The sequence below is a fragment of the Streptococcus sp. SCPM-O-B-15294 (M123) genome, assembly GCF_058200455.1.
Genome location: NZ_JBYQGU010000001.1, coordinates 351223 through 364606, shown reverse-complemented (window position 1 = coordinate 364606; position 13384 = coordinate 351223). Strand labels below are relative to the sequence as shown.

Sequence of the window (13384 nt, the reverse complement as noted above, 5' to 3'; positions counted from 1 at the left end):
TAATATGACTTTGTCTTCAATCTGAAGCCTGGAATTCCAGGCTTTTATACAAATTCTTAAATAACTTTTTAAGCTCTCCCCTTAGTCCTCTAACTCTGCCTCGATCTTCTTTTGTTTTTTCCGATTGATAAAGGCTAGTGGTTTCTCTAACAGATAAGTCAAAAGAGCAAAGACTAAAATGGCAAGGACGATTTTGAGCAGATACTTGGGACTGAACATAAAGCTCATTGTTTCGCGCTTCCCAATCACATCTGTTGCGATCACAAATAAAGCAAATAAAATGCCTGATCCGATGCGACTGAACCAGCTATCTTTTTCTAACATATCTCGAATGTCAATCCCTGAGCTGATCCTTCTGACAAAGGCATAAACTCCCATGATAATCAACAAAATGAGCTCTGGAATATAGGCTACTAGCTCTAAGTCCAAGATACTAGCTTTCACAAAGGCTGATAGGGCGATAAAGCAGGTCATTCCTAAAACAAGTTCCCCTGCAATTTTTCCATCAAGTAGCATGGTCCGTTCATCTTTTACAATTGGTTCTTTCTTTTGTTTCATTTTCTTCCTCTTTCTATGTTAAAACTGTTACTCCCAGAACAGTTGATCCAGCGTCTTATCCAAGGTCTTACAAATAGCAAGGCAGAGGCTGAGGGTCGGATTGTACTTCCCTGCCTCGATCAGGCCAATGGTCTGGCGTGTCACCCCGATGGCATCTGCAAGATCCCCCTGGGTCATATCATGCTCGACCCGGGCCATTTTTAATTTGAGATTTTTCGCCACAGGCTTTTCCTTTCTTGTTTTTATAACTCTATTATACACTATATTTTATATTTTGCAATATATATTTTACATTTTGTAAAAAATATTTTTGGTAAACAAAAAAAGCCTGGTTTCCCAGACTTTATCTTCTTATTTATGATTAGTCTTTAGACAAACTTCCATCTTTTGTTTGAGTCCGTGCATAAGCAATCAAGAGAAGAGAACCTGCAATAGCTACAACTAAAGCATTGACAGAACCTGCTACAACACCTTGTAGGAAGACCTTGTTGGCACTTTCTTTGTAGATCATCACATCCCCAATCGGAGCAATCAATCCCCAAATAAGCAAGTTGGCAATGACTTGTACGACGTTAAAGACGATCAATTCTTTCTTGGTCACTTCTCCTTTTAGGTTACCGATTTGCTTGCGGAAGATACCAACAAAGAGTCCAAACAAGCCACTAGAAATGATCCAAGTCCACCAGAGGCCATAAGTCATCGCATCTTTAATGGCATGACCGATAAAGCCCATTAAGAAACCAACAATCGGACCAAAGATCACACTAAAGAGGGCTTGAAGAGCGTATTGCAACTGAATGTTGGTATTTGGAGCTGGCGCTGGAATTGGGATCATCGCAATGACCACAAAGAGGGCCGCTCCAACCCCGATGGCTACAACATCCTTAATTGTAAAAGCTTGTTTTTGTTTCATATTTTATCTCCTATTAATTTTCCATTTTTCTAATTTCGATATGCCAAGAAGCCCCAACTCCTACATTATAGGCCTTGGCAAAGGATCCCTGGTTGATAGCAAGACCAACACGGTAGAGGGAATTGATATAAAGGATTGGCTGTCCAATACGCACATCTGCGAAAGACTTGCCGTAAGTTACTTGGTTTTGGTAAACCAGCATGTCATTGTTGTAGATGGTCACTTCAAAGCGTTCCCCAAATTCAGGTTCCAAATGATTGAACTCTTCCCGGGTAATCGAAGTCCAGAGAGAACCAAAGCGTACATCCAAGATGTCAACGGCTCCTTTGACAAGATTGTCCTCCATAACAGTTTCCACCACAGGGATTTCTACAATGTGTTCAACACTGAGTTCTGGTCCCACTTCCTCAAAGTTGATATGGCCACTGGCTAACTTAGCTCCTGTATAGGCATAGACATCACGCCCATGGAAGGTATAAGAAAACTCTGTATTGGCCCGGCGGTTCTTCACCTCTGAAATCTCACGGATAGCAACAATCCCTACATGTTTCTTGATGAAAGAGAGGGTTCCATTATCCGGAGTAACAATGTATTGATTCTTCGCCGTTTTAGCTACGACGCTCTTTCGTTTGGAGCCGACACCCGGATCAACGACCGAAACAAAGGTTGTCCCTTCCGGCCAGTAATCCACCGTCTGAAAGAGGCGGTAACTTCCTTCAAAGATATTGTAAGGGGTAATGTCATGGGTCAAGTGGTGAATCTTGAGGGTCGGTGATTCCTCTAAAGCAACCCCGATCATAGCAGAGACAGCCCCATCTACCAGACCGAAGTCTGACTGAAGGACTAGTAAATTATTGTGCATATTTCTTCTCCGTCATATCATTTTCTATCTAGCTTTTGATAGACCAATTGTCCCAGAAGATAACCTAGTAGAGCTCCAAGAAGAAGGGTCAATAAAAACCAGCTCACCGTCTCCATATTCGACGGTACCATAACGCGTTCAATATAATCCATCGACTTCCCACGGGCTAGTAAAGAAGCACGGTAACTAGCCGGTTGGATCCACATCATGAGAATGGGCCCTGTCGTCGTAAAGGAAAAGAAGAGGAAGGAAAGCGCATTGCCTAACTTCGACTGGTAGTGGCCACGAGCTACGACCAATTCAGCCAAAAGCCCCCCAACAAGAGCAGGAAGAAAGGCTCCAGCTCCATGACGAGTGAAAAGGAAAAAAGCACCAATCACAAGAGCAACTACTAGAATAGCTCCTGTTCGTTGAATTTTCTCAACATAGACGCGATAGATCCCTCCACCAACTAGGGCAGAGAAGGCTGGAGCATAAAACATATTCCCTCGATGGTCAACCAGACTTCCAAGTAGGACACCTAATCCAATGGCAAGAAAATACAAACCTGCAAAGGCTGCAACCTGCTTAAATTGATGTTTCTGTATCATGTTCATGTACCTAACCCATCCTTACCGGTGACTAATTTTCTTGGTCAAGAAATCACCGATAAACTGAATAAAGAAGATCAAAAGCAGAATCAAGAAGGTTGCTAGCAAGGTGACATCATTATTAAAGCGTTGGTAACCATAGGAAATAGCCACATTTCCGAGACCACCGGCTCCAATCGCACCCGCCATGGCTGTTTCACCAACCAAGGAAATAAGGGTAACAGTTGTGACACGAATCAGATCTGGAAGACCTTCACGAAGATAGACACCAACAATATCCCAAAATGTTGCCCCACTGGCTTGGGCTGCTTCAATCACACCTCGGTCAAGCTCAGATAAAACGACTTGAACTTGGCGAGCAAAGAAAGGAAAGACAGCTAAAGATAGGGGAACTAAGGCTGCTGTAGGACCGATCCCAGTTCCGACAATCATACGAGTAAAGGGATTGATCAAGGCTAGCAAGATGATAAATGGAATCGCACGGAAGATGGAAGTGATTTTATCCAAGATATGGAAAACCAATTTATTCTCGATAATCCCACCTGGTGCTGTCAAGACTAGTAATAAGCCTGCAATAAGTCCCAATAAACCACCAATCACAAAAGAGATAAAGGTCATGTAAAGAGTCAGATAAATCGCTGTTCCCCATCCAGCTTGGCCACTCCAGCCCATCCGGTAAACATTTGGTAGATAGGTTTGAATAAAGTCAATCATGCATTACTCCCTTCTTTTAAGACACGTACAGAAACACCTGCTGCTTGTAAATCCCGTTGCGCTGCAGATAGATTGGCTGCTTCTCCAGTCAGGATAACAACCAACTCTCCAACAGGGGTATGATCCAAAATTTCAATATTTCCGTGTAGAATATTTGCTGACACTTGGTACTGTTTATAAATATCGTTGATAATCGCTGTGTCTGTCACCGAACCAGAATATTTCAAATGGGCCAAAACAGAATCCGCTGGCAATTGCTTAACAATTTGTTGCTGGTTGATTTTCACCATAGCTTCATCGATTCCTGTCGCTGTTGTGATGAAGTCTTGTGTCAATTCATTCTTAGGATTAGAGAAGATATCTAAAACAGAACCTTCTTCAATCAATTCACCATTTTGCATGACCGCAACCCGATTGGCAATGTCTTTGACAATTTGCATTTCGTGGGTAATCAAGACCACTGTCAAGCCCAACTTCTGATTCAGCTCTTGCAGAAGAGCAAGGATTTGTTTGGTCGTTTTTGGATCTAGGGCAGATGTTGATTCGTCAGAAATCAAAATCTTTGGATCGTTGGCAAGCGCACGCGCAATCGCCACCCGTTGTTTTTGTCCACCTGACAACTGAGCAGGATAGTTGTCTGCCCGATCTGACAGTCCTACTAGTTCCAACAACTTGGCTACTTTTTCAGCCTTTTGCTCTTTAGACAAATTTGAATGTTTGAGGGCGAAAGCCACATTTTCAGCTGCAGTCATTTGGGCCATCAGATTGAAGTGTTAGAAAATCATACCAATGTCCCGGCGTTTTTGGCGTAAAGCCGCAGCATTTAAGGTCACCTTATCTTGATAGATGACATCGCCATCTACGGTGATAGTACCTGCTGACGGTACTTGCAAGAGATTGATGACCCGTACAAGAGTTGATTTTCCTGCACCAGAATATCCAACGATCCCGTAAATATCCCCTTCATTGATATGAATGGTTACATCCTTCACGGCTGCAATTTCACGTTTTTTCTGATGAAAGGTAACATCGATATGGTCCAGTTTGATAATTTCTTTACTCATAACTTGTGATTAACTCCTTAATTAATTCAATATGGGTATAGTAGTCTGCAATTTTCACATTTTCATCCCCACCATGATCTCGACTATTGGCATTTCCGATACCAAAGGCAGCCATTGGAACTTGCAAGGCCTCAAAGACCGTATGCATGGGACCAGTTCCTGCAGTTGTCGGAAGGACACAGACCCCTTCTGGATAAAAGCGTTTGGCCAGATCAATCACATTGAGAATGGACGGCGCACTCATATCACTCCGATAGCTCATTTCCCCTAGTGTGAAAACAAGTTCAATCTTCTCAAAGCCATTCTGATCCAATTGTTTACGGATCAACTCCAAGACTTGTTTAGGCTCCAAGCCTGGCACCAACCGAACTTCCATCTTGGCTCGAGCTTCTGCAGGGAGAATCGTCTTGACTCCTTGTCCCTGATACCCTGTTCCCAAGCCTTCAATGTTCATAGCTGGCTCAAAATAAAAACGTTTTAAGAACTCACTTCGTTCTTCTTTCAAGATAGGCAATTGGAGATTGTAGATTTCTGTCACATCGTCCGCCGTTTTATTGGCATACCGATCAATCAGGGCCAGTTCCCGCTCGTTAGGCTCCTCAATCAAGTCATAGAGGCCATCCACCAGGATCCGACCGTCTTTATCTCGAAGACTGGACAAACCATTGAGCAGATACCAAGATGCTGATTCCACCACTCCACCATAGCTGGAATGGATATCCACATCTGCACTTTTGACCACCATGTCAAAGGTAACAATCCCCTTGTTGCCACCGGAGATTTCCAGTTCCCCTTGTTGGTTACGAGTCCCTTGTTCCCAGACTAAGAGATCTGCCCCACGCAAGTGTTTTTTGTGTTTGGCTAGATACTTGTCCAGGTCGGTCGAAGCAGATTCTTCTGCTCCTTCGATGATAAAAGTAATATTGACCGGCAGGTCGCCATTCTCACGGATATATTTGCGAATAGCCGTTAACCGTGCTGTAATATGCCCCTTGTCATCATCTACCCCTCGACCATACATGGTCCCGTAATGGACCGACAGCGTAAAGGGATCACTCGTCCAAGGTTGGTCGCCATCTGCTGGAACAGTATCGTAATGGTTGTAGAAAATGATGGTCTTCGCGTCCGGATTGGGTGAAACAAATTTAGCAATGACAAATGGCGCTGTGTAACTGTCATCCACAGTTACCTTAGCTCCTGCTGCTGTGAAAATTTCTCCCAAATAGGTCGCCACTTCCTTTAAGCCAATCTGCTGGGCAAAGATAGAGCGCTTGGAAATGAGGGTCCTCAGGACTTCAAAATAATGCTGAGCCACCTCATCATTTTCAAATTTGCGTATTTGTTCTGTCTCTCTTGGATTGGACATCATTTCCTCCTACTATACACGATAAGAGGTAGAGAAAACCTTCTCCACCTCTCTATTCATCCTCTCAATTACCAAACTGGTTGGTCCATACCGTCTGAAGATTCTTCGATGACTTTCTTCACGTTATCAGTATGGTAGGCTTTAATAATGGCTTCGATTGCTTTTGCTTTATCAGATGATTTCCAATCTTTCTTAGCTGCAATCAAGTTGTACCATTGTTTAGAGTTGCTGTTTGCTTTTTCTACAAAGAGAGCTTTCTTGTAATCAATACCTGCTTCACGAACAAAGGTGTTATTGATGATTGCTGCATCAACTGATGGAAGTGAAGAAGCTGTTTGAGAAGCGTCCAACTCAGAAATTGTTAAGTTCTTTGGATTGTCTTTGATGTTGCTGATGGTAGCCAATTCCCCATCTTTTGTATCCAACTTGATCAAACCAGCTGATTCCAATACATACAAAGCACGGCTTTCGTTTGTTGGGTCGTTTGGTACTGCAATGGTTCCTTTTTCAGGAATGTCTTTCACATCTGTGTATTTGTTCTTCCCATCTTTAGTACCGGAGTAAAGACGGATTGGCGCAATGTAAGTATCTGCTACAGAAACTAGGTCTGCGCTGTTTTCTTTGTTCCAGTTTTCAAGGTAGTTGTAATGTTGGAAAGCGTTGATATCCACATCCCCATCACGAACAGCTTGGTTTGGTTGTGAGTAGTCTGTAAATTGAGTAAACTCCAATTTGATGTTTGCTTTTGCATCATCTAAGTTCTTTTGCACTTCTTTCCAACGAGCTTCTTCTGTATCACTTAAGTTCATCACCCCAACTTTAACAGTTGTCACACCATCTTTATCAGATGATTTAGATGATTTTGAAGACCCACATGCTGCTAAGGCAAAGGTTGCAACGGTAGCAAGAGCTGCTACACCAAAAAGTTTTGTTAATTTCATGTTCTTTCTCCTTATGATGTTTTTAAATAACCTTATTTAATATCAGAAGCTTCTGGAAGGAAGGTTCCACCAAAGTACTTCTTAGACAATTTTTCAAGTGTCCCATCTTCGTACAATTCTTTGATTCGTTTGTTGACGAAGGTTTCCAATTCTTTTTCATCTTTGGCAAGGATTGGGTAAACGTATGGTTGTTGATCGCTTGGGAGTTCAATCACTTCCAAATTATCCAACCCTTGGTCCTTGATCAAGGATTCAACTGTCAAACGTTCAAAAATCTTATAATCTGAACGGCCATCGCTCAAATTAGCAAGAATAGATTGAATCGTTCCATCTGTATATTTGAGCTCTGTTGGATTATCCTTGTGCTCTTCATTGTATGCTTCCAATTGTTTCGCTGTAGAAGTTCCTTGGATGACCTCTGTTGACTTGCCACCAATATCATCCAGTGACTTGATCCCTGAATCTTTGCGAACCACTAAGACCACTGGGTTCTTTGCGTATGGATTTGGGTACAGGTATTTTTCTGCACGTTTTTTATCGTAGCTAAGGTTGCTGACACCGATTTGGTAACGATCGCCGTCTAAGCCAGCAAAGATAGAAGACCATTCTGTCTTATTAAAGTTGACTTCATACTTATCTGAACCTTTGAAGATTTCACGCATGACTTCGATTTCATAACCAGTCAATTCCCCGTCCTTATCATAGGTGAAGGGTTTGGTTGTTCCAACTGTTGCGACTTCAATGGTCCGTTTTCCACTTGATTTACTTGATGACTTTGATGAGCAGGCTACCAAAGTCCCAACTGCTGCTAAGCCCACAAGACTCAAACCAACATATTTGATGAATTTATTCAATTTCATTTGTTCTCCTTTTTCACTAAATTGTTTATTCCTCTTTAAAAAACAGCTTTTTCCATCATATCAAAATTCCTAACTCTTGGGTATTATATTTTCTTTATGGCGGTGATAGGTTTTATCTATCACGTCTCATTTGGTTGAAAATTTTTCCAGCAAAGCGAGGGCATTTTCTACGTAATATGGAACTGATACTGCAAAAGCAGTATCATCTATGACCATACTATCATGGTGGAGATCCGGTGCATCCGCTGCACCATTCGATCCGATAAAAGCAAAGACTCCTGGGATTTTCTCTTGATAGAAGGCAAAATCTTCACCCGCTGTCGATGGCTGGGCCTCGACAACCTCTGCAAAAGACTTGGACCAGCGAAAGACTTTTTTAGCCAAGGCCTTATCATTATAGGTGACCGGTGGTGTCTTTCCCCAATCAAATTGGACCATGACTCCGGTACTGTTGGAGATCTGTTCGATCACGCGAATGAAATCTGCCTTGAGCCGTCTCTGGAGATCCGGATTAAAGGTTCGAATAGTTCCTTCAAAGTAACCAGACTTGGGAAGAACATTCCAGGTTGAACCAGCTTCAATATGGGTCACCGATAGGACAGCTGCCTCAAATGGTGAAACCGTACGCGAGACCAAGGTCTGCAACTGCTGGACCATACTAGTGATCGCTACAACCGTATCCAAACCGAGATCCGGTCGAGCCGCATGACTGCTCACCCCAGTGACAGTCACCTTGAACTTTTCAACTCCCGCCATCATGGCGCCTGGACGCAGGGCCAACTGACCCGCAGGCAATGACGGCATGTTGTGAAATCCAAGGATGGCCTGAACATCCTCTAGGAGCCCGGTCGCTAATACCGCAGATGCTCCTTCAGAAGTCTCCTCAGCCGGCTGAAAGATTAACCGAACCGTTCCCTTTAAGTCTGTTTCCATACCTTTTAGGACTTCTGCAGCCCCTAATAGGCTGACCTGATGGAAATCATGACCACAGGCATGCATGACACCAGGGTTTTGACTTTGGTAGTCGAGACCCGTGTTCTCCTGAATTGGAAGGGCATCAATATCTGCGCGAAGGGCAATGACTGGTTGACCGCTTCCGATTTCAGCAATCAGACCGGTTTTTAATCCACTGTTTAAAATGCGTACACCAAGCTTTTCCAAATAGGCTTTGAGATAAGCTGTGGTTTGGTATTCTTGTCCAGACAACTCTGGATGCTGATGCACGTAATGCCGAATGGGCACTAGATGTTCATAGGAAAATGATACCATTTTTCGTCCCCTTTCTAGCATAGTTCTATTCTATCACTGGCTCCCCTATTCGTCTAATTCCTATTTTTTTCTCTCAGTTATAGCCAGGGACTATATCATTATTGTTGTGTCCTCTGCCTTCTTTCCTAAAAATGCCAAACCTCAAGAAAAAAAACCTTTGAAGAAATTATCTTCAAAGGTCTATTTCTATTAGAATCCATCTACGTTAGTGTAGATCTTCTGCACGTCCTCATCATCTTCAAGAACGCTGTAGAGTTTTTCAAAGGTTTCCAAATCTTCACCTGACAACTCAACTTCTGATTGAGGAATCATTTCCAATTCGGTTACTTGGAACTCTTCGATACCAGATTCACGCAAAGCAACGATCGCTTTGTGAAGGTCAGTTGGAGCAGTGTAAACAGTGATGGTTCCTTCTTCTGCTTCTACATCGTCTACATCGACATCTGATTCCAGCAAAAGCTCAAAGATGGCATCCGCATCATCACCTGCAAAGACGATAACCCCCTTGTTGTCAAAGAGGTAAGATACAGAACCAGAAGCTCCCATGTTTCCACCGTTTTTACCAAAGGCAGCACGGACATTGGCAGCTGTACGGTTAACATTTGATGTCAAGGTATCAACGATCAACATGGAACCATTTGGCCCAAATCCTTCATAACGTCCTTCTGTAAAGGTTTCGTCTGTATTTCCTTTTGCCTTATCGATCGCTTTATCAATTACGTGTTTTGGCACTTGCGCTTGTTTGGCACGGTCGATAACGAATTTCAAAGCAGTATTCAATTCTGGATCTGGCTCACCTTTTTTAGCGGCTACATAGATTTCTACTCCGAATTTCGCATATACTTTTGAGTTAGCGCCATCTTTGGCAGTTTTCTTGGCTACAATATTGGCCCATTTACGTCCCATGAGGATTCTCCTTGTGTTTGATTCATATTATTTTCAATCTTTAACATTATATCACAAATCGCTGAACTTGGACTAGAATTTTCTATTTTAAAAGGGGGATTTTATGGGAACTTTCTATGAGTTGGAAACTTAAATAGCTAGTTTAACTATAAAAAAGCCTCTCTTTTAGAAACTTAGTAATGGTCTTTAAAAGAGAGAAAAGCGACACCTGACTCATCTAGCATATAAATCAGGCGATTCTCTGCATCAATCCGTCTTGACCATGCTCCTTGAAAGTCATATTTCAAGGGCTCAGGCTTACCAATCCCAGCAAATGGATCCCTTTGAATATCTTTGATAAGGGTATTAATTCGCTTCAGTGTTTTTTTGTCCTGACTTTGCCAGTAACAATAATCCTTCCAGGCATCTTCTGTAAACTTGAGTAACATCCGTTACCCCTCAATCTCATGGAGTTGAACCTGACCAGCTCGGACTTCTGCCATGCCCCGCAAGACCTTATCTGACAATTCCTTGTTCTGAGCTAGTCTCAGGGTTTCTTGTAGGCTGTCCCACTCGCTCTTAGAGATGACCACAATATCTTCTTCTGGATTCTTATTCACGACTGTCAAAGGCTCAAACTCATCATTCACCTTCTTCATATAATCCTTCAAATGATTGCGGAATGTTGAATAAACGACTGCTTCCATGACCATACCTCATTCTACCTCTTTTCTATTATTATACATGAAAAAGAAAAACTTGTCAGGAACTTGTACAAGTTTTCCCTCTCCACTTAATTATTCGTAAAAAGTTTCTAAAATTGGTAAAAAAAAACTACTGTCTAAAAAGATTTTTTAGACAGTAGATAAACATTGTTTCCGTATATCATAAACTTCTTGCCTTATGTGACAAAAGCTCCTTTATTTTTGTGAGCAAAGAAGATTTCAGTGAGACATTTTATTCTTCCACTCTCACGGGCACTCGACCCCAGGTTTGTTCCGTCAGTTGGGGATGGCCTAGCTGATATACCTGATCCGCTTGCTGAGTCAAGGCATCCCAAGGTTCCTTACCGATTCGGGTCACAATTTCTGCTGATTTTTTCAAGCTTTTGAGGTGGGCTTGGCCCTTTTCAGTGAAGCCTAAGACATGGATAGCGGTCGGCAAGATTTCCTCTCTCGCACCTACTAAGATATAGGTCAAGATGCGACGGACACGAGCCTTGGTATAGCGCTTTGTTGCGACTTTCTCCACCAACTCTTCCACAGAATTAGCACTTCGAACTGCCTCCTTTATCCGATGGGCCAGCTCCTCATTGACTTGAAAAATCTGTGTCAGATCTGGATGGGTTAGGATTTGATAACGGAGCAGTTGGTCATAATCCTCCCAAGATACCTGTGGAGCCGACTGAAAGAGTTGGCTATTGGGCATGAATTTAGCGACAAAATCCTGATCTTCCTTGTGCAGGCGTAGACTAGTGGCAGAAGCATAGGCCACTTCTTTTTCTTCTGAATGGTAGCCTGCACCCTGGCGTTGAATAGGCTTGAGCGCAATCCCCTTCCCAGCACAAGCCTTGGCATAAGCCAAGCCCAGGATATGGTTGGGAGTAGCTCCTGTGAACTCCACTCCAGCAAAGGTTTCCCACATTTTTTGGGTCTTCTGTGGATAGGATAAATCATCCGGAAGGCTTCGCAAGAAAGCTTCCATTTCCCTTGCTTTCTCCGAATAAACAGTCGCAATCGCTTGGTAATCTATGACCTCTTCTGTCCCAAAGGTCAATTGGTCGATTCCCAGACGGGACAAAATCTCCACCGCTCCCTTGGCAAAATGATCAGCTGACTGAACAGCCACGAGAAAGGGGAGCTCGACCACCAGGTCTGCTCCATCTTCCAAAGCCATCTGCGCCCGTGTCCACTTGTCTACAATGGCAGGCTCACCACGTTGGACAAAATTCCCAGACATGGCAACGATTTTCAGTCCTTCTGCCTTTTCCAGCAGGTACTTGTGTCCATTGTGAAAGGGATTAAATTCTGCAATAATACCTGTAACTGTCATGCTGTCCTACTTCTGTGCTACAAAAAACCAACGTTTGCTGGTCTTTGTTGGCTCTTTGTCCTCAAAGTCTGCATACAATTTGAAAGATTTAAAGCCAGCCTGCTCCAATAAGATGTCATAGGTTAAAACTTCATAAGTGCGTTCCTCATGAACTTCATCGTGGCGACTAAAGGATCCATCCTCTTCTTGGACAAAGAAGGTCAGCTCATGGACGATGGAGTGGGGGGCTTCATCCTCGTAGGTATCCCAAAGCATGGCAAAGTCTTCCGCATTTTCATGATAAGAATAGCCTGGGAAGACCTCATCTGTCTGGTAGGTCGAATGGACATCAAAAATAAAGACTCCGCCTTCATTGAGGACATTATAGACTTCCTTAAAGACGTCTCCTACTTCTACCTCGTCCTGCATGTAGCAGATAGAATCCGAGTAGCAGGTCACGAAATCATAAGTGCCTGCTTGCGACAGGTCCAGCATATTGCCCTCGATAAAATCAATCTTCTGCTTAGCTGAAGTAGCTCTTTTTTCAGCAATTTTCAGCATGTCAGCACTCAGGTCTAACCCTGTCACATCAAATCCAGCTTGGGAAAAACGAACAGATTGAATTCCTGTCCCACAAGCCAATTCCAGTAATTTTTTCCGATCCTTGCTTTTAGGGAGATGGCGGAGGGAAAAATCCGTCCACAAATCATACAGACTGTCATCCATGACCGCATCATAGACCGCCGCAAATGTTTCATAAGTCGCCATAAATCAAGATACAAAGAGCCTTAAAAGCATAGAGAAAATAGGAAACTTTCTGCCGTATCGTCAGATACAAAGGAAGTTTATCTTTTTCTCACAGCTTTTAGCTCGTGTTCAATTATCAAACTAACTAAACACAAGGCCCTATCCTTTCTTTCCATAGAATTTCAATTTAACCAACAAAACTCAGTTGCTACCAACTGAGTTTACCTGCTTATGCTAGGGTTGCTGAAAGATCAACAGCACTTGCTTCGTGCCAAAGCTTTTCTAGGTTATAGTGGGTACGCATTTCTTCTGAGAAGACATGGACCACCACACCACCTAAGTCAAGAAGGACCCAACCTCCAGCTGAATCACCTTCGACGTGGCTGGCATTGCCACCAGCTTCAACGACCTTCTCGCGAATATTTTCAGCGATAGCCTCCAACTGACGGCTATTCATAGAGCTTGCGATGACAAAGTAATCTGTCACGCTGGTCAAGCTTTGAACATCCAAAGCGACAATGTCTTCTGCACGCTTTTCATCGGCAGCTTTAACAACAAGTTCAAGTAGTTCTTTTTCTTTCATG

At 43.0% G+C, this 13384-nt stretch carries 16 protein-coding genes and 1 pseudogene; all 17 read right to left on the bottom strand.

What is annotated here, in order from left to right; genetic code table 11:
• Positions 1-81 precede the first annotated feature (81 nt).
• The gene (locus AC3E8G_RS01605) at positions 82-558 is read right to left on the bottom strand and encodes a DUF6773 family protein (protein ID WP_490676866.1); all 477 of its coding nucleotides are present in this window, start codon (positions 556-558) and stop codon (positions 82-84) included.
• Between the two features lie 27 nt (positions 559-585).
• The gene (locus AC3E8G_RS01600; protein WP_003005328.1) at positions 586-780 is read right to left on the bottom strand and encodes a helix-turn-helix transcriptional regulator; all 195 of its coding nucleotides are present in this window, start codon (positions 778-780) and stop codon (positions 586-588) included.
• Between the two features lie 139 nt (positions 781-919).
• Positions 920-1471 carry an ECF-type riboflavin transporter substrate-binding protein gene (locus tag AC3E8G_RS01595; protein WP_048691672.1) on the bottom strand — a complete coding sequence of 184 codons (552 nt, stop codon included), beginning with the start codon at positions 1469-1471 and terminating at the stop codon, positions 920-922.
• A 13-nt stretch (positions 1472-1484) separates the two neighbouring features.
• Positions 1485-2333, bottom strand: a complete 849-nt coding sequence (locus AC3E8G_RS01590) for an SAM hydrolase/SAM-dependent halogenase family protein (protein ID WP_490676865.1) — start codon at positions 2331-2333, stop codon at positions 1485-1487.
• Positions 2334-2350: 17 nt separating this feature from the next.
• Positions 2351-2929, bottom strand: a complete 579-nt coding sequence (locus tag AC3E8G_RS01585; RefSeq protein WP_490676863.1) for an MptD family putative ECF transporter S component — start codon at positions 2927-2929, stop codon at positions 2351-2353.
• Positions 2930-2944: 15 nt separating this feature from the next.
• Positions 2945-3637, bottom strand: a complete 693-nt coding sequence (locus AC3E8G_RS01580) for a methionine ABC transporter permease (protein WP_006595735.1) — start codon at positions 3635-3637, stop codon at positions 2945-2947.
• A pseudogene (locus tag AC3E8G_RS01575) lies at positions 3634-4701 on the bottom strand (methionine ABC transporter ATP-binding protein). Before AC3E8G_RS01575 ends, AC3E8G_RS01580 begins: the two are co-directional and overlap by 4 nt.
• Positions 4694-6067, bottom strand: coding sequence for a M20/M25/M40 family metallo-hydrolase (locus AC3E8G_RS01570; protein WP_125334839.1), 1374 nt, complete (start codon positions 6065-6067; stop codon positions 4694-4696). The pseudogene AC3E8G_RS01575 and the gene AC3E8G_RS01570 overlap by 8 nt, the downstream one beginning before the upstream one ends.
• 68 nt (positions 6068-6135) lie before the next feature.
• Positions 6136-7008 carry a MetQ/NlpA family ABC transporter substrate-binding protein gene (locus AC3E8G_RS01565; protein WP_023024186.1) on the bottom strand — a complete coding sequence of 291 codons (873 nt, stop codon included), beginning with the start codon at positions 7006-7008 and terminating at the stop codon, positions 6136-6138.
• Between the two features lie 32 nt (positions 7009-7040).
• Entirely contained in the window at positions 7041-7868 is an 828-nt protein-coding gene (locus tag AC3E8G_RS01560) for an amino acid ABC transporter substrate-binding protein (protein WP_490676862.1), read from the bottom strand.
• Between the two features lie 126 nt (positions 7869-7994).
• Positions 7995-9137, bottom strand: coding sequence for an amidohydrolase (locus tag AC3E8G_RS01555; RefSeq protein ID WP_490676861.1), 1143 nt, complete (start codon positions 9135-9137; stop codon positions 7995-7997).
• 189 nt (positions 9138-9326) lie between these two features.
• The gene (locus tag AC3E8G_RS01550; RefSeq protein WP_490676859.1) at positions 9327-10043 is read right to left on the bottom strand and encodes a YebC/PmpR family DNA-binding transcriptional regulator; all 717 of its coding nucleotides are present in this window, start codon (positions 10041-10043) and stop codon (positions 9327-9329) included.
• 173 nt (positions 10044-10216) lie between these two features.
• Complete coding sequence (locus tag AC3E8G_RS01545; protein ID WP_154857485.1) at positions 10217-10471, bottom strand: Txe/YoeB family addiction module toxin; 255 nt, start codon at positions 10469-10471, stop codon at positions 10217-10219.
• 3 nt (positions 10472-10474) lie between these two features.
• Positions 10475-10729, bottom strand: coding sequence for a type II toxin-antitoxin system Phd/YefM family antitoxin (locus tag AC3E8G_RS01540; RefSeq protein ID WP_272080192.1), 255 nt, complete (start codon positions 10727-10729; stop codon positions 10475-10477).
• A 250-nt stretch (positions 10730-10979) separates the two neighbouring features.
• Positions 10980-12074, bottom strand: coding sequence for a nucleotidyltransferase (locus AC3E8G_RS01535; protein WP_490676858.1), 1095 nt, complete (start codon positions 12072-12074; stop codon positions 10980-10982).
• A 6-nt stretch (positions 12075-12080) separates the two neighbouring features.
• Positions 12081-12821, bottom strand: coding sequence for a class I SAM-dependent DNA methyltransferase (locus AC3E8G_RS01530; RefSeq protein ID WP_233331218.1), 741 nt, complete (start codon positions 12819-12821; stop codon positions 12081-12083).
• 208 nt (positions 12822-13029) lie between these two features.
• Positions 13030-13383 carry a ribosome silencing factor gene (gene rsfS, locus AC3E8G_RS01525; RefSeq protein WP_129270143.1) on the bottom strand — a complete coding sequence of 118 codons (354 nt, stop codon included), beginning with the start codon at positions 13381-13383 and terminating at the stop codon, positions 13030-13032.
• Position 13384: the final 1 nt, after the last annotated feature.